23 protein-coding genes and 1 riboswitch are annotated in these 19576 nt (G+C 63.5%); of the genes, 10 read left to right on the top strand and 13 right to left on the bottom strand.

Annotated features, from left to right (window positions below):
• From ribBA to HU760_RS21685, 8 genes are all read left to right on the top strand, one after another.
• The gene (ribBA, locus tag HU760_RS21720) at window positions 1-1092 is read left to right on the top strand and encodes a bifunctional 3,4-dihydroxy-2-butanone-4-phosphate synthase/GTP cyclohydrolase II (protein WP_170028056.1); all 1092 of its coding nucleotides are present in this window, start codon (window positions 1-3) and stop codon (window positions 1090-1092) included.
• A 92-nt stretch (window positions 1093-1184) separates the two neighbouring features.
• Window positions 1185-1661, top strand: coding sequence for a 6,7-dimethyl-8-ribityllumazine synthase (gene ribH / locus HU760_RS21715; RefSeq protein WP_003255395.1), 477 nt, complete (start codon window positions 1185-1187; stop codon window positions 1659-1661).
• Window positions 1658-2158 (top strand): transcription antitermination factor NusB, encoded by a 501-nt coding sequence (gene nusB, locus HU760_RS21710; protein ID WP_170028057.1) that lies wholly within the window; start codon window positions 1658-1660, stop codon window positions 2156-2158. Before ribH ends, nusB begins: the two co-directional genes overlap by 4 nt.
• An 18-nt stretch (window positions 2159-2176) precedes the next feature.
• The gene (gene thiL / locus HU760_RS21705; protein WP_186678933.1) at window positions 2177-3145 is read left to right on the top strand and encodes a thiamine-phosphate kinase; all 969 of its coding nucleotides are present in this window, start codon (window positions 2177-2179) and stop codon (window positions 3143-3145) included.
• The gene (locus tag HU760_RS21700) at window positions 3142-3645 is read left to right on the top strand and encodes a phosphatidylglycerophosphatase A family protein (RefSeq protein WP_170028059.1); all 504 of its coding nucleotides are present in this window, start codon (window positions 3142-3144) and stop codon (window positions 3643-3645) included. Before thiL ends, HU760_RS21700 begins: the two co-directional genes overlap by 4 nt.
• A gap of 32 nt (window positions 3646-3677) precedes the next feature.
• Window positions 3678-4394 carry a substrate-binding periplasmic protein gene (locus HU760_RS21695; protein ID WP_186678998.1) on the top strand — a complete coding sequence of 239 codons (717 nt, stop codon included), beginning with the start codon at window positions 3678-3680 and terminating at the stop codon, window positions 4392-4394.
• A 151-nt stretch (window positions 4395-4545) separates the two neighbouring features.
• Window positions 4546-5163: a GTP cyclohydrolase II gene (gene ribA / locus HU760_RS21690; RefSeq protein WP_003260612.1), complete on the top strand. Its 618-nt coding sequence runs from the start codon at window positions 4546-4548 to the stop codon at window positions 5161-5163.
• The gene (locus tag HU760_RS21685; protein WP_186678931.1) at window positions 5160-5579 is read left to right on the top strand and encodes an MFS transporter; all 420 of its coding nucleotides are present in this window, start codon (window positions 5160-5162) and stop codon (window positions 5577-5579) included. Before ribA ends, HU760_RS21685 begins: the two co-directional genes overlap by 4 nt.
• A gap of 109 nt (window positions 5580-5688) precedes the next feature.
• Here the strand turns inward: HU760_RS21685 and dxs are convergent, their stop codons facing one another.
• The 4 genes from dxs to ribB form a co-directional block, all read right to left on the bottom strand.
• Window positions 5689-7584 (bottom strand): 1-deoxy-D-xylulose-5-phosphate synthase, encoded by a 1896-nt coding sequence (gene dxs / locus HU760_RS21680; RefSeq protein WP_186678929.1) that lies wholly within the window; start codon window positions 7582-7584, stop codon window positions 5689-5691.
• A 107-nt stretch (window positions 7585-7691) separates the two neighbouring features.
• Window positions 7692-8579, bottom strand: a complete 888-nt coding sequence (ispA, locus tag HU760_RS21675) for a (2E,6E)-farnesyl diphosphate synthase (RefSeq protein ID WP_186678927.1) — start codon at window positions 8577-8579, stop codon at window positions 7692-7694.
• Window positions 8576-8818, bottom strand: coding sequence for an exodeoxyribonuclease VII small subunit (locus tag HU760_RS21670; protein ID WP_060499534.1), 243 nt, complete (start codon window positions 8816-8818; stop codon window positions 8576-8578). Before HU760_RS21670 ends, ispA begins: the two co-directional genes overlap by 4 nt.
• 133 nt (window positions 8819-8951) lie before the next feature.
• Window positions 8952-9602 (bottom strand): 3,4-dihydroxy-2-butanone-4-phosphate synthase, encoded by a 651-nt coding sequence (gene ribB / locus HU760_RS21665; RefSeq protein WP_186678925.1) that lies wholly within the window; start codon window positions 9600-9602, stop codon window positions 8952-8954.
• Between the two features lie 80 nt (window positions 9603-9682).
• Window positions 9683-9824, bottom strand: a riboswitch (FMN riboswitch).
• Window positions 9825-9916: 92 nt separating this feature from the next.
• Between ribB and HU760_RS21660 the strand changes: the two genes are divergently transcribed.
• Both HU760_RS21660 and HU760_RS21655 read left to right on the top strand, forming a co-directional pair.
• On the top strand, window positions 9917-11122 hold the full coding sequence (locus tag HU760_RS21660; protein ID WP_186678923.1) for an RtcB family protein: 1206 nt from the start codon (window positions 9917-9919) through the stop codon (window positions 11120-11122).
• A gap of 147 nt (window positions 11123-11269) precedes the next feature.
• The gene (locus tag HU760_RS21655; protein ID WP_437179862.1) at window positions 11270-11470 is read left to right on the top strand and encodes a DUF3077 domain-containing protein; all 201 of its coding nucleotides are present in this window, start codon (window positions 11270-11272) and stop codon (window positions 11468-11470) included.
• A 31-nt stretch (window positions 11471-11501) separates the two neighbouring features.
• On the opposite strand, the gene HU760_RS21650 is transcribed toward HU760_RS21655, so the two are convergent.
• From HU760_RS21650 to HU760_RS21610, 9 genes are all read right to left on the bottom strand, one after another.
• Window positions 11502-12194, bottom strand: a complete 693-nt coding sequence (locus tag HU760_RS21650; protein WP_186678921.1) for a c-type cytochrome — start codon at window positions 12192-12194, stop codon at window positions 11502-11504.
• Between the two features lie 9 nt (window positions 12195-12203).
• The gene (locus tag HU760_RS21645; RefSeq protein WP_186678918.1) at window positions 12204-13220 is read right to left on the bottom strand and encodes a copper resistance protein B; all 1017 of its coding nucleotides are present in this window, start codon (window positions 13218-13220) and stop codon (window positions 12204-12206) included.
• Entirely contained in the window at window positions 13210-13629 is a 420-nt protein-coding gene (locus HU760_RS21640) for a hypothetical protein (protein WP_186678915.1), read from the bottom strand. Before HU760_RS21640 ends, HU760_RS21645 begins: the two co-directional genes overlap by 11 nt.
• On the bottom strand, window positions 13626-15404 hold the full coding sequence (locus tag HU760_RS21635; RefSeq protein ID WP_186678913.1) for a copper resistance system multicopper oxidase: 1779 nt from the start codon (window positions 15402-15404) through the stop codon (window positions 13626-13628). The genes HU760_RS21640 and HU760_RS21635 overlap by 4 nt, the downstream gene beginning before the upstream one ends.
• A gap of 397 nt (window positions 15405-15801) precedes the next feature.
• Window positions 15802-16503 (bottom strand): LexA family transcriptional regulator, encoded by a 702-nt coding sequence (locus HU760_RS21630; protein WP_186678911.1) that lies wholly within the window; start codon window positions 16501-16503, stop codon window positions 15802-15804.
• Between the two features lie 211 nt (window positions 16504-16714).
• On the bottom strand, window positions 16715-17242 hold the full coding sequence (gene ppa / locus HU760_RS21625; protein WP_003255365.1) for an inorganic diphosphatase: 528 nt from the start codon (window positions 17240-17242) through the stop codon (window positions 16715-16717).
• Between the two features lie 93 nt (window positions 17243-17335).
• Window positions 17336-18151, bottom strand: a complete 816-nt coding sequence (locus HU760_RS21620; protein ID WP_186678910.1) for a M90 family metallopeptidase — start codon at window positions 18149-18151, stop codon at window positions 17336-17338.
• Between the two features lie 9 nt (window positions 18152-18160).
• Window positions 18161-18808, bottom strand: coding sequence for a DedA family protein (locus tag HU760_RS21615; protein ID WP_186678908.1), 648 nt, complete (start codon window positions 18806-18808; stop codon window positions 18161-18163).
• A 249-nt stretch (window positions 18809-19057) separates the two neighbouring features.
• On the bottom strand, window positions 19058-19516 hold the full coding sequence (locus tag HU760_RS21610; RefSeq protein WP_186678906.1) for a GNAT family N-acetyltransferase: 459 nt from the start codon (window positions 19514-19516) through the stop codon (window positions 19058-19060).
• Window positions 19517-19576 lie beyond the last annotated feature (60 nt).

The raw sequence follows: 19576 nt of genomic DNA, 5'->3' as shown, positions 1-19576 counted from the left end.
GTGGCGCTCAACAGCATCGAAGAACTGGTCGAAGACATCCGCCAGGGCAAAATGGTCATCCTCATGGATGACGAAGATCGTGAAAACGAAGGCGACATCATCATGGCCGCCGAGTGCTGCCAGCCTGAGCACATCAACTTCATGGCCAAGCACGCCCGCGGCCTGATCTGCATGCCGATGACCCGCGAGCGTTGCGAAACGCTGAAGCTGCCGCTGATGGCGCCGCGCAACGGCTCCGGCTTCGGCACCAAGTTCACCGTGTCGATCGAAGCCGCCGAAGGCGTCACCACCGGCATTTCCGCCGCCGACCGTGCACGTACCGTGCAGGCCGCCGCCGCCAAGGATGCCAAGGCCGAAGACATCGTCAGCCCTGGCCACATCTTCCCGCTGATGGCCCAGCCCGGCGGCACCCTGGCCCGCGCCGGCCATACCGAGGCGGCCTGCGACCTGGCGCGCATGGCCGGTTTCGAGCCGAGCGGGGTGATCTGCGAGGTGATGAACGACGACGGCACCATGTCGCGCCGCGCCGAGCTGGAAGTGTTTGCCGCCGAACATGGCCTGAAGATCGGCACCATCGCCGACCTGATCCACTACCGCATGATCCACGAGCGCACCGTGCAGCGCGTTTCCGAGCAACTGATCGAGAGCGAGCTGGGCGAATTCAACCTGGTCACCTACCGTGACGCGGTCGAAGGCGACGTGCACATGGCGCTGACCCTGGGCAAGATCTGCGCCGAAGAGCCGACCCTGGTGCGGGTGCACAACATGGACCCGCTGCGCGACCTGCTGCTGGTCAAGCAGCCGGGCCGCTGGAGCCTGCGCGCGGCCATGGCAGCCGTGGCCGAGGCCGGCAGCGGCGTGGTACTGCTGCTGGGCCACCCGCTGGACGGCGACGTGTTGCTGGCACACATCCGCGAAAGCGCCGGCGAAGCGCCGGTCAAGGCGCCGACCACCTACAGCACCGTGGGTGCCGGTTCGCAGATCCTGCGTGACCTGGGTGTGCGCAAGATGCGCCTGATGAGTTCGCCGATGAAATTCAACGCGATATCCGGATTCGATCTGGAAGTTGTAGAATACGTGCCCTCCGAGTGACTTGAGGCGGCATTTGCGCCCTCCAGCTCGAGTCCATACCCCTGTCGAGGCCGCCAGCAAGCGGCCTCGCTCTTGAAGATGAGAATATCGGAATGACCCTGAAGACCATCGAAGGTACCTTCATCGCCCCCAAAGGTCGCTATGCTTTGGTGGTTGGCCGCTTCAACAGCTTCGTTGTCGAAAGCCTGGTAAGCGGTGCCGTTGATGCCCTGGTACGCCACGGTGTCAGCGAAAGCGACATCACCATCATCCGTGCCCCGGGCGCGTTCGAAATCCCGCTGGTGGCACAGAAAGTCGCCCAGCAAGGCGCCTACGACGCGATCATCGCCCTGGGCGCAGTGATCCGTGGCGGTACCCCGCACTTCGAATACGTGGCGGGCGAATGCACCAAGGGCCTGGCCCAGGTGTCCATGGAGTTCGGTGTTCCGGTGGCCTTCGGCGTGCTGACCGTCGACTCCATCGAGCAAGCCATCGAGCGTTCCGGCACCAAGGCCGGTAACAAAGGTGCTGAAGCTGCCCTGTCCGCTCTGGAAATGGTCAGCCTGCTGGCGCAGTTGGAGGCCAAGTGATTAGCGACGAAAGCGATCGTTTCAACCCGCGCGATCCAAAACCTGCGGATGCCGGCAAGCCGTCGAAGAGCGCCAAGCGTCGCGAAGCCCGCAAGCTCGCGACCCAGGCGCTGTACCAGTGGCACATGGCGCAGCATTCGCTGAACGAGATCGAAGCGCAATTCCGGGTCGATAACGATTTTTCCGATGTTGATGGCGCTTATTTCCGCGAGATCCTGCATGGGGTCCCGGCGATCAAGAGCGAAATCGACAGCGCCCTGAAGCCCTGCCTGGACCTGCCACTGGAAGAGCTCGACCCGGTCGAGCTGGCCGTGCTGCGCCTGTCCACCTGGGAGTTCATCAAGCGCGTCGACGTACCGTACCGCGTGGTGATCAACGAGGGTGTCGAGCTGGCCAAGGTCTTCGGTGCCACCGACGGTCACAAGTTCGTCAACGGTGTGCTGGACAAGCTGGCGCCGAACCTGCGCGAAGCAGAAGTCAAGGCGAACAAGCGCTGATCCTGGCGCGGCTAGCCCATGGGTGAGTTCGAACTGATCAACCATTACTTCGCCGCCGCGCCTTGTGCGCAAGGTGGCGAGGGCGTGGCGCTGGGTATCGGCGACGACTGTGCCCTGCTGGACCTTCCCCCTGGCGAGCAACTGGCGGTGTCCACCGACACCCTGGTCGCCGGGGTGCATTTCCCCACGGTTTGCGATCCGCTTCTGCTGGGGCAACGGTCGTTGGCCGTGGCGGCCAGTGACCTGGCGGCCATGGGCGCGACTGCCATAGGCTTCACCCTTGCGTTGACCTTGCCCGACGTCGGCCCCGACTGGCTCGAGGCTTACGCCAACGGCCTGAGCCGCATGGCCCACCGTTGCCGCATGAGCTTGATCGGCGGCGACACCACCCGTGGTCCGTTGAGCATAACCGTTACCGTGTTCGGCCGAGTGCCCGTTGGCCAGGCCTTACGCCGCAGTGGCGCGCGACCAGGCGACCTGCTGTGCGTTGGCGGTGTGCTGGGCAAGGCTGCCGGTGCGTTGCCGCTGGTGCTGGGTGAGCGACAGGCGCCTGCCGAGCAGGCCAAGCCGCTGCTGCGCCATTACTGGGCGCCGATGCCGCAGTTGACCCTCGGCACGTGGCTGCGAGGCCGCGCTACGGCTGCGCTGGACATCTCCGACGGCCTGCTCGCCGATTGTGGCCATATCGCCAAGGCATCCGGTGTCGCCATCGAGGTGAACCTGGCTCAGGTACCAGTGTCTGCTGATGTGGAGGCACTACTTGGTCGCGAGGCCGCGCTGCAGGCGGCGCTTAGCGGAGGCGATGATTACGTGCTGGCCTTTACCCTGCCGCGTGAAGCACTTGCGCCCCTGACGGCTCTGGGTTTCATCGAAGTACATGTCATTGGCCGCGTGGTCGAAGGGCAGGGTGTGACCTTGCGCGACGCGCAGGGCCTGGACATCACCCCCGCGCAACGCGGCTATCAACATTTCAGGGAGACACCGTGACCGATCACCCCAACCAGGTGCCTGCGGAGTTCGTTCCGCCTTCGGTCTGGCGCAACCCGTGGCACTTCATTGCCTTCGGCTTCGGCTCCGGCACCTTGCCCAAGGCCCCGGGTACCTGGGGATCGCTGGTCGCTATCCCGTTCATCCCGCTGTGGCAGATGCTGCCCGACTGGGGCTACTGGCTGCTGCTCGGCGTGAGCATGCTGTTCGGTTTCTGGCTGTGCGGCAAGGTCGCCACTGACCTGCGTGTGCATGACCATGAAGGCATCGTCTGGGACGAAATCGTCGGCATGTGGATAACCCTCTGGCTGGTGCCGGAAGGCTGGCAATGGTTGCTGGCTGGGTTCCTGATGTTCCGCTTCTTCGACATCCTCAAGCCGTGGCCGATCCGCTGGGTCGACCGCCACGTGCACGGGGGTGTCGGGATCATGCTCGACGATATCCTGGCCGGTGTTTTCGCCTGGCTGGGCATGCAGGTGCTGGTGTGGGCGGTTGCCTGATTCAGCGGCTTTTGACGGCACTGCTGCTGGCCATGCTGCTCAGCCTTGCCCCATGGGTAGCGGCTGCCGAAGGCGTACCCAGTCAAATCCACCTGGTCAGCGAGGAGTGGCGCGACTACACCAACGCCGACGGCAGCGGGGTGGCCTGGGATGTGCTGCGCCAGGTATTCGAGCCAGCCGGGGTCAAGGTGGTGACCCAGGCCGTGCCTTATAGCCGTGCGGTCGGGCTGGTCAAACGTGGCGAGGCGGATGCCTGGGTGGGCTCGTACAAGGAAGAGAACGCTGACAACCTGTATCCGCGCTGGCACTTCGACATGGACCACATCTACGCGCTGGGCCTGGCGAGCAAGCCCGTACCTGCCCTGGATAACATCGGTCAGTACCGTCTGGCCTGGGTGCGTGGCTACGACTTCGGCAGCTACCTGCCCAATGTGCAGGATTCTCGCGAAGTGCAGCGCCGCGAAAGCATCCTGCCGATGCTCGAACATGACCGGGTGGACTTCTATATCGATGCGGCTGCCGAAATCGATAACGTGCTTGGCCAGGCTTCCCAGCCTGAGCGTTTCCGCCGCACCCACATCGCCGAACTGCCGCTGTACCTGGCCTTTGCCCGCAACGACCAGGCCAAGGCCCTGCGTGACCTGTTCGACAAGCGCATGGCCGAGCTGGTGCGCAGCGGCGAACTGAAACCGATTTTCGAACGCTGGCAGCAGCCGTATCCGTTCGGTCCGGGTAGCAGGCCGCAATAGCGCCGAAGCAGAGCGGCTCAGCATCATGGCTGCTCTCTGCCAAGCATCGAACTTTTCGATCTTACCCCACGGTATTCAGCCAGCGCACAGCCCTCGACCTGCTGATACAATCGGCCCACGAGAAATTTCCTACTTATTCCAGGAGCACAACGTGCCCGTCGTCTTTGTTGCCGCCTCTAAACTCCCGACTCCCTTCGCGACCTTCACCATGCATGGTTTCCTCGACGAAGCCACCGGGCGTGAGCATGTGGTGCTCAGCCTGGGAGACATCGCGGACGGCCAGCCGGTGCTAGGGCGCCTGCACTCCGAGTGCCTGACCGGCGATGCCCTGTTCAGCCAGCGCTGTGACTGTGGCTCGCAACTGGAAGCGGCGTTGCAGGCCATCGCCCGCGAGGGCCGCGGCGTGCTGCTGTACCTGCGCCAGGAAGGCCGTGGTATCGGCCTGCTGAACAAGATCCGCGCCTATGAACTGCAGGATGGCGGCGCCGATACCGTCGAGGCCAACGAGCGCCTGGGCTTCGCCGCCGACCAGCGCGACTACGCCATGTGCCTGCCGATGCTGGAGCATCTGGGCGTGAAGTCGCTGCGTCTGATGACCAACAACCCGCGCAAGGTCAAAGCCCTGACCGACATGAACATCGTCGTCGCCGAGCGCGTGCCGCTGCACACCGGGCACAACCCGCACAACCGCTACTACCTGGCGACCAAGGCCGGCAAGCTCGGTCACATGCTGGGTAATGAGCACCAGGGCGAGGTGCCCCAGGCGTGACGCGCGCCGAGGTCAAGCGGCGCCTGGCGCTGGCCTGGTGGCAATACCTGGCGGTGGGCCTGGTGCCGCTGCCGGTCATGGCCTGGGCGTTTGGCGGTGGTGATGCGCTGGTGCCGGTGCTGGCCATGCCGTTGTTCATTGGTGGCGCGGCGACCATGTTCCTCAGCCTGCCGCGCTTCGCAGCCTACAAGCGTGCGTTGATTGCCACATCCCGGGTGCTGGGTACTGGCGAAGAGCCTGCCGCCTGGATCGAGTTGGCGCGGGTACGGCGCCTGGCCATGCTGTATGCCTGCTTCCCCGCCTGGGTCGCCGCGCTGTCGGTGCTGGTCGGTCTGGAGGCGGTGCCGCAGATCCTGCTGGCGTTGTCCACCGTGGTGGTGCTCTACCTCTATCGCATTCCGCGCCAGCTCGGCTGACGCCTGCTGCCCGACCCTTGAGGTTGGATCATTTGTCCAACGCCAGGGGCGCAGTTCGACCTGCAGGAGCGGGCTTGCGTCGCGATGGGCCGCAAAGCGGCCCCAGGGATTACAGCCCGAGCCTGGCCATTCGAGCCTTCACCGAAGCCTCGATTCCGGCGGCATCCAGCCCGCATTCAGCCAGCATTTGCGCGGGCTTGGCATGCTCGACATAGATGTCCGGCAGCCCCAGATGCAGCAGCGGTTTCACGACCGCCTCGTTGGCCAGGAACTCGCCCACCGCTGCACCCGCACCGCCCATGATGGCGTTCTCTTCGATGGTCACCAGCAGTTCATGGCTAGCGGCCAGTTCCAGCACCAGCGCCTCGTCCAGCGGCTTGACGAAGCGCATGTCGACCACCGTGGCGTTGATTTGCTCAGCCACTTGCATGGCTTCGGCCAGCTGCACGCCAAACACCAGCAAGGCGACTTTCGCGCCCTGGCGACGCACTACGCCCTTGCCGATCTCCAGCGGTTCCAGGTCACCGCTGATCGGTGCATTGGGGCCGGTACCGCGCGGGTAGCGCACCGCCGCCGGGCCGTTGTACAGGTGGCCGGTGCTGAGCATCTTGCGCAGTTCGTTCTCGTCGCTCGGGGTCATCACCAGCATGCCGGGGATACAGCGCAGGTAGGACAGGTCATAGCTGCCTGCGTGGGTAGGGCCGTCTTCGCCGACCAGGCCGGCGCGGTCAATGGCGAACAGTACGTCGAGGTTCTGCACCGCCACATCGTGGATCAGTTGGTCATAGGCGCGCTGCAGGAAGGTGGAATAGATCGCCACCACCGGCTTGCTGCCCTCGCAAGCCATGCCGGCCGCCAGGGTCACGGCATGCTGTTCGGCAATCGCCACGTCGAAGTAGCGCTCCGGGTAGCGTTCGCTGAAAGCGACCAGGTCGGAACCTTCCTTCATCGCCGGGGTAATGCCCACCAGGCGATTGTCGGCAGCGGCCATGTCGCACAGCCACTGGCCGAACACGGCGGAATACTTGGGGCCGCTGGCTTTTTTCGGCGCTGCGGGCTTGTCCGCCGGTTCCAGCTTGGTAATGGCGTGATAGCCGATCGGGTCGAGTTCGGCCGGGGCGAAGCCCTTGCCCTTCTTGGTGACCACGTGCAGGAACTGCGGGCCCTTGAGGTCACGCATGTTGCGCAGGGTGGCGATCATGGTTGGCAGGTCATGGCCGTCGATCGGGCCGATGTAGTTCCAGCCCAGCTCTTCGAACAGCGTGCCCGGCACCAGCATGCCCTTGGCGTACTCCTCGGTACGGCGGGCGATTTCCCAGGCGCCTGGCAGGCGCGACAGCACTTTCTTGCTGCCTTCGCGCATGCTCGCGTAGGTGCGGCTGGAGAGGATCTTGGCCAGGTAGTTGGACAGACCGCCGACATTGCGCGAAATCGACATGTCGTTGTCGTTGAGGATCACCAGCATGTCGGCGTTGACTTCCTGGGCGTGGTTCAACGCCTCGAAGGCCATGCCGGCTGTCAGCGCGCCATCACCAATCACCGCAATCGATTTGCGAGCGCTGTTTTGCAGGCGAGCGGCAATGGCCATGCCCAGCGCGGCGCTGATCGAGGTGCTGGAATGGCCGACGCCGAAGGTGTCGTACTCGCTCTCGCTGCGGCGTGGGAAGGCGGCGATGCCGTCTTTCTGGCGCAGGCTGAGCATGCGCTTGCGACGCCCGGTGAGGATCTTGTGCGGGTAGGCCTGGTGGCCGACGTCCCACACCAGCCGGTCGTCCGGGGTGTCGAAGACGTAGTGCAGGGCGATGGTCAGCTCGATGACGCCCAGGCCGGCACCAAAATGCCCACCGGTCTGGCCCACGGTGTAGAGCAGTTCCTGGCGCAGTTCGTCGGCCAGGGTCTCCAGGTCGGCTTCGGCCAGCCGGCGCAGGCCGGCAGGCGTGTCAGCGCGGTCGAGCAACGGCGTGACCGGGCGTTCGCGGGGGATCTCTTGAAACGTCGTGGGCATCAGGCGAGTCGTTATAGGTGTGTAAGACGCGGCAGTTTACCCCATTGTAGGAAATACTGCCCATTCAGACGGGTGTCGCATGGGGCCGCGTAGCGGCCCCAGTCAAATCAGTTGCGGCGTTCGACGATGTAGCGCGCCAAGGCCCGCAGCGGCTCGGCTTTTTCGCCAAAACCATCCAGTGCGACCAGCGCCTGGTCGCGCAGTTCGACTGCATAGGCCTTGGCCGCTTCCAGACCCAGCAGCGCCGGGTAGGTCGGCTTGTCGCGGGCGATGTCGGCGCCCTGGCGCTTGCCTAGGGTGGCGGTGTCGCTTTCCACGTCGAGGATGTCGTCCTGCACCTGGAACGCCAGGCCGATGGCCTGGGCATAGGCCTGCAAGGCATCCAGTTGCGTCTGTGCGGCGCGGGCGCTGGCCAGGGCACCCAGGCGCACGCTGGCTTCGATCAGCGCACCGGTCTTGTGCCGGTGCATGAATTCCAGCGCCTGCTGGTCCAGCTTCAGGCCCACCGAGCCGAGGTCGATGGCCTGGCCGCCGACCATGCCTGCCGGGCCGGCGGCCTTGGCCAGCGCCTGGACCATGGCCAGGCGGGTGCTGTCGGCCTGCGGGCTCAGGTGCGGGTCGAGCAGGGCGCTGAAGGCCAGGCTCTGCAAACCGTCGCCGGCAAGGATGGCACAGGCTTCGTCAAATGCCTTGTGAGTGGTTGGCTGGCCCCGGCGCAGGTCGTCGTCGTCCATGGCCGGCAGGTCGTCATGCACCAGCGAGTAGGCGTGGATGAGTTCCACCGCACAGGCCGCGCCGTTGGCCTGTTCAGCCGGGGCCCCCAGGGCTTCGCAGGCGGCATAGACCAGCAATGGGCGCACGCGCTTGCCGCCGTTCATCACGCTGTAGCGCATGGCGGCGTAGAGGCGCTCGAGCTCCCGGGTCGGGGCGACGAACAACGGCTCGAGTGCAGCGTCGACCCGCGCCTGGCAACTGGCCTGGTAGGTGCCGATCATGCTTCCGGCTCCGCGTCGAAGGGCTGGGCGGCCAGCTCGCCATCGCGTTCCAGCAGGATCTGCACCTTCTGCTCGGCCTGGGCCAGGGCGCTCTGGCAATCACGGGTCAGGGCGATGCCTTGTTCGAAGGCGGCCAGCGATTCTTCCAGCGACAATTCGCCGTTCTCCAGGCGCTCGACCAGTGCTTGCAGGTCTGCGAGGGATTGCTCGAAATCGAGGGAGGCTTTTTTGCGGGCCATGGCGACTGTCTCGGTGGCATTCAGAACGGCGCGACACTAGCAGAGCGGGGCGGGGGGAGCAAACTTCAGGGACAAGCAGGTTGCTTGCAAGGCGCATTCACGGGCGCGCCCGCGAATGGCCCCAAGTGACCTGTCAGGCTGGCTCGGCTTCCAGCTCCAGCATCGCTTCACGGTACTGCGCCAGTTCCTCGATGGTCAGCAGCGGCAAATTGTACTGCCGCGCATACACCGCCACCTGCTCGCCGCGGGCCATGCTGCCATCAGGGTTCATCAGCTCGCACAGCACCGCCGCCGGGCGCAGGCCGGCCAGGCGCGCCAGGTCCACCGAACCTTCGGTGTGCCCACGGCGGGTCAGCACCCCGCCGTTGCGCGCACGCAACGGGAAGACATGGCCCGGGCTGACGATATGGCGCTGCTCGGCGGTAGAGCGCAGTGCCGCGCCAATGGTGGTGATGCGGTCCTGGGCGGAAACCCCGGTGGTGATCCCCTCAGCCGCCTCGATGGTGACGGTGAAGCCGGTGCCATGGCGGGCCTGGTTGTTCTGCACCATCGGTGCCAGCTGCAGCTCGTCGACGGTGGCTTCGTCCAGGCACAGGCAGACGATGCCGCTGCAATCGCGAATCATCATGGCCATGGTCTGCAGTGAAATGTTCTCGGCGGCGGCAATGATGTCCGCTTCGTCCTCGCGGTCGTCATCGTCGAGCAGCAGTACAGGGCGCCCGGCCTGGAAGGCGGCGATGGCGGCGGCAACATTGGGGAATTGCAGGTGGTGCTGGGTGGACATGAAACGCTCCTCGTGAATGATCGATGAACGTCTCGGGGCGAACAAAATGCGCGCGCAGGGGCGCCCGGATGGCCCCTGCCTGACGCCTTCTTTCATCCGGACTATGACCGTCGGCTCTGGAGTTGCACCAGATCTGCTGACCCCCGGCATGGCCGGGGCGCTCGCGGGCTCATCTTTCGATTTACCGCCGGTGGGGACTTTCACCCCGCCCTGAAGACCGGCCAAGCATACAGCACATTGCTACCCCGCTGGCAACCCACGGCTCTGCGACCTTTGGCGGTATCATGCCGGCATGGCCTTTCAGGAACAGCCCCATGGACATTCTCCAGGTTGCCGGCGGCAAGCCGGTCAAGTTATGGACCGACGGCGTGCCGGTCGAAGACGACGCCCGTCGGCAATTGCTCAATACGGCCAGGATGCCGTTCATCTTCAAGCACCTGGCGGTGATGCCGGACGTGCACCTGGGCAAAGGTTCGACCATCGGCAGCGTGATCCCCACCGTTGGCGCGATCATCCCCGCGGCGGTAGGGGTAGACATCGGCTGCGGCATGATCGCTGCGCGCACCTCGCTGCACGCCCGCGACCTGCCGGACCATCTGCACGGCCTGCGCAGCGCCATCGAGCAGGCGGTGCCGCATGGCAAGACGTTCGGCAAACGTGACCAGGGTGCCTGGGCCGATGTGCCGGCCCAGGCCGACAAGGCCTGGGGGCGGCTGGCCGAGCGCTTCAAGGCCATTACCGACAAGTACCCGCGCCTGGAGATGACCAATAACCGCCATCACCTGGGCACGCTGGGCGGTGGCAACCACTTCATCGAGGTTTGCCTGGACGAGGCCGACCGTGTCTGGTTCATGCTGCACAGCGGCTCGCGGGGTGTGGGCAATGCCATTGGCAACCTGTTCATCGAACTGGCCCAGGCCGACATGCGCCAGCACCTGGCCAACCTGCCGGACAAGGATCTGGCGTATTTCGAGGAAGGCAGCCGCCATTTCGCCGACTACGTCGAAGCTGTGGAGTGGGCGCAGGACTACGCCCGGCAGAACCGCGAGCTGATGCTGCTGGCGGTGGTCGGTGCAGCCCGCAAGGTGCTGGGCAAACCGTTCGAGGCCAGCCTGGAAGCGGTGAACTGCCACCACAATTATGTGCAGCGCGAGCAGCATTTTGGCCGCGAAGTGCTGGTGACGCGCAAGGGCGCGGTGTCGGCGCAGAAAGGGCAGCTGGGTATCATTCCTGGGTCGATGGGGGCCAGGAGCTTCATCGTGCGTGGGCTGGGTAATGAGGATTCGTTCTGTTCCTGCAGCCATGGCGCCGGCCGGGTGATGAGCCGGACCAAGGCCAAGAGCCGCTTCACCGTGGAGGACCAGCGCCGGGCCACCGCGCATGTGGAATGCCGCAAGGACAAGGAGGTGATTGACGAGATCCCGATGGCCTACAAGGACATCGATGCGGTGATGCGCGCGCAGCAGGAACTGGTGGAGGTGGTGCACACCCTGCGCCAGGTGGTGTGTGTGAAGGGCTGACGGGTATTGCCTGAACTGGCCTCTTCGCGGGCATGCCCGCTCCCACAGGTTCACCACAGGCCTCAAGGCTTGCACAGGACCTGTGGGAGCGGGCAAGCCCGCGAAAGGGCCGGCCCGGAGAGTCGAGAACTATCAGGGAATTCAACAATGACTACCGACGACACCCAGTTCACCGTCGGCAAGACCACCTTCTACCAAGGCGAAAACGGCACCCACCCACTGTTCCGCATCGAGCCCGGCATCCCTTGCAGGGACGCCCGCGAGCAGGCCTCGGAATTGATGGGCTATGTCCGCGAGCTGACCATCACCGGCCTGATGGATGATGCTGAGCTAGGCATGAAGCACTGAGATGGAAGGCCTGGCCTGGATCGAGCGACCTTCAGTTCCCATGGACATGCTCTTTACCATCACGGTGCGTATGTGTCTTCGGAACCGGGTTGCCGGGTGCCGGATGATGCGCTTCTGAACCGCCCATCGCATGGTGGCCTGCGCGCTCAGGCACGTGGTTGCCGTGCTGGCCTTCATGGTTGTGCATTTCGCTTTCGCCACCGCCATGCTGGTGGCCGCTACTGCTCGCTACCAGCGCGTTGTACTGCTGGGGGCCGAGCTTGGGCAACTGGTCGAGGAAGGCCACGATGCCCCAGATATATTCGTCAGCCATGCTTTTGCCCCAGGCCGGCATGCCGGAGGCCTTGATGCCGTGCTTGATGGTCCAGAACGCTGCGGCAGGGTCGCCGCTGATGCCGCTGGTGGCCAGGTTGGGCGGCGAGGGGTACAGCGCCTGGCTGAGCTCGGTTTTCTCCACGCCTGGCGCCAGGTGGCAGCCGATGCACATGGCATTGTAATTACCCGCACCGGTACGGATCAGGGCTTCGTCTTGCAGGTCTGGCACTTCGATGTCGTTGGCACGTACCGCAATGGAACGCTCCCGGGCCATGGCCAGAAAGGCATGCACGGCAGGGAAATGAGGGTCATCGGCGCCGACGTTGACCAGGCCGGAGTAGGCTGCACCCAGCACCGCCGCGCTGGTAACCGCGCCGGCCATAACAAGCGTTGTTATTGTTTTCTTCATGTCAGGCTCTCAAAACCACATGCGGATACCAGCGACGAAACGTGCTTCATCCACATCGCCACCCTCATCCCGGACGAAATCGGCAGTTTTGCCATAGGAGCGGTTCCAGGTGATGCCGATGTAGGGAGCGAACTGGCGGACAATCTCATAGCGCAGGCGCAGTCCGACCTCGGTATTGGCCAGGCCGGAACCTACGCCGCGCTCAGGGTCGTTCTTGCCGTAGAAGTTGGCTTCAGCGGTTGGCTGCAGGATCAGCCGGTTGGTCAGCAGGATGTCGTAGTCGCCTTCCAGGCGAGCAGCAGTCTGGCCGTTCTCGCCAATGAATGCGGTGGCTTCGGCTTCGAAATCATACAGCGCCATGCCCTGAACACCGAATGCCGCCCAGGTCTGGGGCGATTCGGGCTTGAAGTCCTGGCGCACCCCGGCAACCACATCCCACCAGGGGCTGACCGAACGGCCGTATAGCAGCTGCAATTCGGCATCTTCGGTCACGCCGTTGGTGCGTTCGCCTTCGGAGCGGATCCACAGCCGGTTGATATCACCACCTATCCAGCCGGATGCATCCCAGGCCAGCGTGCTGCCTTCGTCCGCATCCTGGTACTCCAGCTGATCCAGCAGCAGGAAGCTGTTGATCGCGCTGTCATGCATCTGATGCCCACCCAATGGCGGAAAGGCTGCCTGGCGGTCCGCATCCGTCAGCACCGGGATCGGGGTACGGCTGGTCGTCGTCGGCGCCTCTGCCGAGCTGTGGTTCATCGTCGAGTGGTCCATGGCGCCATGGTCCATGCCCTGCATGCTGCCGTGGTCCATCGTGCCGTGGTCCATGCCCTGCATGCTGCCATGGTCCATCGTGCTGTGGTCCATGTCTGGCATCGAGTCGTGCGACGAGCCGCTATCCATCGGCATGGCATCGTGCCCCATGGCCGAATGGTCCATTGCCCCGGCGGCGAAGCTGGGCGCAGTGCCCAGCATGCCCAGGGCAACGCCCAATGCCAGCAGCGATGGTCGTGCCAGGCTATTGAGCATCTTTCCCTGCCTTAGCTTTATCGCTGCCATGCGATTCCATCATCTTGCTGTGGTCCATGCCTTGCATCGTGCCATGGTCCATGCCTTGCATGGCGTCATGGTTCATGCCCTGCATGTTGCCGTGATCCATGCCTTGCATGGCGTCATGGTTCATGCCCTTCATGTTGCCGTGATCCATGCCTTGCATGGCGTCATGGTTCATGCCCTTCATGTTGCCGTGATCCATGCCTTTCATGGCGCCGTGGTCCATGCCCTGTGCGCCCTTGGCGTTTTCAGCGTTGGCCGGTTGCCTGGTAGTGTCGCCCGACCACGAGGATGGTGCGTAGACAGCAAACAGGCCTGCCACCGCGGCAGAGAGGAAAAACGCGCTTCGTTTCATCGGTTTGCTCATCTCGGATCTCCAGTTCATTCGTCCACACGGACTTCTCGGAACATGCCCATTTCCATATGGAACAGCAGGTGACAGTGATAGGCCCAACGCCCTAATGCGTCCGCAGTGACGCGATAGCTTCGTTTCGAGCCAGGCGGCATATCGATGGTGTGCTTGCGCACCATGAAGTTGCCGTTCTCATCCTCCAGGTCGCTCCACATGCCATGCAGGTGGATGGGGTGAGTCATCATGGTGTCGTTGACCAGGGTGATGCGCAGGCGCTCGCCATACTTCAGGCGCAGTGGCTCGGCATCGGAAAACTTGATGCCGTCGAAGGACCAGGCGAATTTTTCCATGTGCCCGGTGAGGTGCAGTTCAATTGTGCGGCCTGGCGCGCGGCCGTCCGGGTCAGGGAAAGTGCTGTGGAGGTCCGCATACGTCAGCACGCGGCGGCCATTGCTGCGTAGCCCAATGCCGGGATCGCTCAGCTTTGGCGTCGGCGACATCGTCTGCATGTCGACCAGCGGGTTGTTAGTCTCGGAGTCCGGGTGATGCTGCATGGCCGCGCTTGAGGCGGTCATGTTGCCATGGTCCATGCCGGCCATGCTGCTGTGGTCCATGCCAGCCATGTTTTCGTGGTCCATGCCAGCCATGCTGTCATGGTCCATACCGCCCATACCTCCCATGCCGCCATGGTCCATGCCCATATCGTTCATGGAAATGATGGGACGAGGATCCACGGCTGGCACAGGCGCCTGCAAGCCTTCGCGGACAGCCAGGGTACCCCTGGAGTACCCGGTACGGTCCATGGACTGCGCGAAAATGGTGTACGCCTGCTCGCTTTCAGGCTCGACGATGACGTCGTAGGTTTCGGCAACGGCAATGCGGAACTCGTCGACCGAAACCGGCCTGACGTGCTGCCCGTCTGCCGCGACAACCGTCATTTTCAGGCCGGGAATGCGCACATCGAAATAAGTCATGGCAGAGCCGTTGATGAAGCGCAGGCGGATTTTCTCGCCCGGCTTGAACACGCCTGTCCAGTTGCCGTCCGGGGCCTGGCCATTCATCAGGTAGGTATAGGTGTAGCCGCTCACGTCGGCGAGGTCGGTGGGGCTCATTTTCATCTCGGCCCACATCTTCCGGTCGGCTACAGCAGCAGACCAGCCCATTTCGCTGACGTCGTTGACGAAATCAGCCACCGTGCGCTTGTGGTAGTTGTAATAGTCCGACTGCTTCTTGAGCTTGGACAGCACCCGGGCAGGGTCTTCATCTGTCCAGTCGCTGAGCATCACCACATAGTCCCGGTCGTAGGTGAACGGTTCGGGCTCTTTGGCATCGATGACCAGGGCGCCATATACCCCGACCTGCTCCTGGAAACCGGAATGGCTGTGGTACCAGTAGGTACCATTCTGCTGGACCTTGAACTTGTACTCGTACATGCCGTCGGGGGCGATGCCGTGGAAGCTCAGGCCCGGCACGCCGTCCATGTTCGCCGGCAGGATGATGCCGTGCCAGTGGATGGAGGTGTCCTGCTGCAAACGGTTACGCACACGCAGGGTGACGGTGTCGCCTTCACGCCAGCGCAGAATGGGCCCGGGCACGGAGCCGTTGATGGCCATCGCCGTACGCTTCGCACCGGTAAAATTCACCGGCAGTTCACCGATGTACAGGTCAAAGTCGGTGCCCGTCAGTACATTCGGTTGGCCAGGGCTGGTCACGGCCCAGACCGGCGCGCGCCACATTCCCAACCCGCCAAGCAGTCCGGTAGCGGCCAGGCCTTTGACGAAGGAGCGTCTCGTGGTTTTGCTTTGCATGCCGTTGCGTCCAGTCAGTCGATAATTTTCGATAAAGCACCAACAGACTGCAGGCTAGCCGGCCCGCGCTGTCAACTGGCTGAGCGCTACATTACTTTTTAGTCAGCTTGCGCAGGCGCGGTGTGTGCACGCACAGCCCTGAAGGACGGGGAGGGGATTCAGGAGGGCATTAAAAAGCCGGCTTGTGGCCGGCTTCTCGGGGACGCTTCCGACTAATTTTTGGTAAGCCGCAATCGCCTTAACTGTGTGGCCATCAAGGCCTGAAAGAGATGGCAGATGCCCGTGTGGGATATCGCCGAGCCCTCTGGACCGCGGCATGCGCCGGTCGGGGCTGAATGTGCGGCGTAGCATACAAGGGCGCGCGCGGGATGCCCAGCAAAAAATGGCACAGTTTGTTTCAACCAGGCCGTTGCTGGCGAAAGTGCGACCAGTGGAAGACCCAGCCGAGGATTTCCAGCCCCTGCGCCTGGCGCTGCACGGTGGTGTAGCGTTCGACCGCGTAGCTGCGCCGGTCAAGGCTGTGCAGGTACAGCGTGCCGTGCTGGCCGAGGCTGAGATTGTTCACCCGGAGCGTGCCGTTGTGCAGCAGGGCATAGGTTTCGCCCTCAACCACCTGGGTCATGCCCAGGTCGATGGCAAGGGTGGCCTGCTGCGGCATCAGTGGGGCCATGTTGCCGGCGGGCATGGCCAGGCAGATGGCGTTTTCGGCTTGCACGCCGAGGCTTCTCAGCGCTTTCGCGGGCAGGCACAGGTGCCTGCCGGGCACGGGCGACAGCAGGCCGCTGCGCAATTCGTAGAACGGCAGCCTCAACACCCGGCCACCTCGCGCCGACAGTGGCGTGGGCGGGTTGCCGGGTGCTGGCGCCGGAGAATGGTTGCGCAGGATCGGGTTGAGGTGTTTGGGCCCTTCACCAGTGCGTAACCAGCGACGATGCACGCAGAACAGGTCGGCCAGTTCGTCCAGCCGAGCCAAGGGCACACCGCGCTTGAACCAGTTGTTGACGTGCTGAGGTGTGACGCTGCGCTGGGCGGCGAAATCGGACGGGGTAAGGCCACATTCGTGGAGGAGGGCTTTGAGGCGGTCACCGGATGTGTTCATGGCGGCGAGTGTAGCGGCGCGGTGCCAGCAAGGATATCAACCGGATGTTGACGAGATTTGTGTGAAAACAATGGTTTGTAGGGCGCTGGAGTAGGATTGCGTAGGATTTTTTACTAAGCGGCGCCGCTCCCACAGGCTGCGTCCATAGACCACAGGTCATCCTGCAGCCATAAAAAACCCCGCCGAGGCGGGGTTCTTCGTACCACCGGTATCAGCCCTTGTAGGCAGCCACCGATTTGGTGATCGCGGCACGGGCGGCGTCGGCGCCTTCCCAGCCTTCGATCTTGACCCACTTGCCCTTCTCGAGATCCTTGTAGTTGGCAAAGAAGTGCTCGATCTGCTGGATCAGCAGGGCTGGCAGGTCGGTGTATTCCTTCACGTCGACGTACAGCTGCGACAGCTTGTCGTGAGGAACAGCGATGACCTTGGCGTCGCCGCCGCCGTCGTCGGTCATGTTCAGTACGCCAACCGGACGGGCGCGGATAACCGAACCTGGGGCCACCGGGTAAGGGGTAACGACCAGTACGTCCAGTGGGTCACCGTCGTCAGCCAGGGTGTTCGGGATGAAACCGTAGTTGGCTGGGTAGAACATCGGGGTAGCCATGAAACGGTCGACGAACAGGGTGTCGCTGTCCTTGTCGATCTCGTATTTGATCGGCGCGTGGTTGGCCGGGATCTCGATGGCGACGTAGATGTCGTTCGGCAGGTCTTTGCCCGCCGGAATCTTGCTGTAGCTCATTGGGCAGTGCCCCCGTGTTTGACCAAAAAAGTGGCGGCGATTATAGGCACATTCTGCCAGGGCATGCCACGCCTGGCCTGATGTGCGGCCCCGTCAGGCGTGGCTTGCGTGGTAGTCGGGGTGTTCGGCCTGCAGCCGGCACAGGCGCGCCAGCGGGTCCTGGCGGTAGAACTGTGACAACTGGAGGTAGACCTTTGGATAAGCCTGCTGCAGCAGGTCGGGGGCACTAAAGAAGTATTCGCTGGTGACGGCGAAGAACTCAGCCGGGTTTTCCGCAGCATAAGGGTCGATGGCGGTTTCGGCGTCGGGGTCGTTGTCCAGCTGGCGGTTGAGGTCGTCATAGGCCTGTTGCATGGCGCTTGCCCATTCCTCCACAGGCATGTCGTTGTGCAACGGCGGTAGGCCGTTGGCATCGCCATTGAGCATGTCGAGCTTGTGCGCCAGTTCATGAATGACCAGGTTGTAGGCCTCCCAGCCACCACTGGCCAGCACGCCATTCCAGGCCAGGATCACCGGGCCTTGCTGCCAGGCCTCGCCGCTGTGTTCGCCATCCCATACGTGTTCCACGCCACTGGCATCGCGGTGGCGCTGGGGGCTCTTGAAGTCGTCGGGGTAGAGGATGATCTCGTGGAAGCCCTGGTACCAGTTCAGCTCGCCCAGGTGCAACAGTGGCAACTGCGCCTGGGCCGCCAGCAACAGGCGCTGCTCGTCGTCCAGTTCGACGCCGGGCAGGCAGGTGAGGTGTTTGTCCAGCAGGAACAGGATGCAGGCTTCACGCAGCCAGCGGTCTTCTGCTTCAGTGATGCCGTCCAGCATCGGCAGGCGTGCGCGCACGGCCTGCCATTGCTGGGGGGCAATGGGGTAGCGCGCCAGGGTGCGCTTGCGCCGCCAGGCGCTGAACGACCACATCGGCCAGCTTCAGTGAGCCTTGGCCGTACGGCCCAGGCGGCCACGCAGCAGGCCAAGGACCATCGGCACCAGCGACAGGAGGATGATGCCCACCACCATCAGTGACAGGTGCTGCTTGATGAATGGCACGTTGCCGAAGAAGTAACCCAGGGTCACCAGGCCACCGACCCACAGCAGCGAACCGGCAACGCTGAAGCCGAGGAAGCGCGGGTAATGCATGTGGGCAATGCCGGCAACGAAAGGCGCGAAGGTGCGCAGGATCGGCAGGAAGCGCGCCATGGTCACGGTCTTGCCGCCGTGGCGCTCATAGAAATCGTGGGTGCGCTGCAGGTAGTCGCGGCGGAAGATCTTCGAGTTGGGCTTGTTGAACAGGCGCTCGCCGACCGTGCGGCCGATCACATAGTTGGTGCTGTCGCCGAGGATGGCCGCAGCCATCAGCAGGCCGGCCAGTAGCAACGGGTCCATGCCGCCACCGGCGGCCACGGCGCCAGCGATGAACAGCAGCGAATCGCCAGGCAGGAAGGGCATGACCACCAGCCCGGTTTCGCAGAAGATCACGGTGAAGAGGATGGCGTAGATCCAGGGACCGTAATTGGTGACCAGCAGATCGAGGTAGGCATCGAGATGCAGGATAAGGTCCAGCGGGTTGAAATCCATGTACAGCACCTGTGTTCTTGTGGCGTAGGCTCGGTTACCTGGCGATGGGTAAAATTTCACACATGACAGGTGGGCCATTATACGGCGAAGTGCGGATCATGCCCGGGGAGTTTGTAGCGGGGGGTTACGGCAGGGGTAGTCCCATTCCGGCCTCTTCGCGGGCACGCCCGCTCCTACAGGTACAGCACGGCCTTGGAAAGCGGTGATATCCCTGTGGGAGCGGGCGTGCCCGCGAAAGGGCCTGCACAGTCAATCCTGGTTGATCGGCAGGATATAGCTCTTGAACTCGTTATCCTCACGAAACCCGATGGACTCGTAAGTCTTGTGCGCTACTTCGTTGTCCGCGCTGGTTGACACCCGCATGCGCACGGCGTTGGTTTCCTTGGCCATCTTCTTCGCCTCGCGCATCAGGTGGTCGGCCACCAGCATGCGCCGCGAATCCTCGGCCACATAGATGTCGTTGAGAATCCATACCCGCTTCAGCGACAGCGATGAATAGCTCGGGTATAGCTGGCAGAAGCCCAGCAGCTTGCTGTCGTCGTCATCCGGCAAGGCCAGGTAGATCACCGACTCATCCCGCTTCAGGCGCTTTTCCAGGAAGCTGCGCGAGCTGTCGGGGTAGGGAAGCTGCCCGTAGAACTCACGGTATTTGACGAACATCGGTGTGAGCAGGTCGAGGTGTTGCAGGGTTGCCTTGATGATGCGCATGTGCGGCCCTCAGAGTCCATTAGGGGAAACAGCGGATTGCCAGCAGCTTTCCAGGGCATG

It is taken from the genome of Pseudomonas oryzicola, from assembly GCF_014269185.2.
In the GTDB taxonomy this organism is placed as follows: Bacteria; Pseudomonadota; Gammaproteobacteria; order Pseudomonadales; family Pseudomonadaceae; genus Aquipseudomonas; species Aquipseudomonas oryzicola.
The sequence above is the reverse complement of the archived record's forward strand: the minus strand, read 5'-3'. Positions and strand labels throughout refer to the sequence as shown.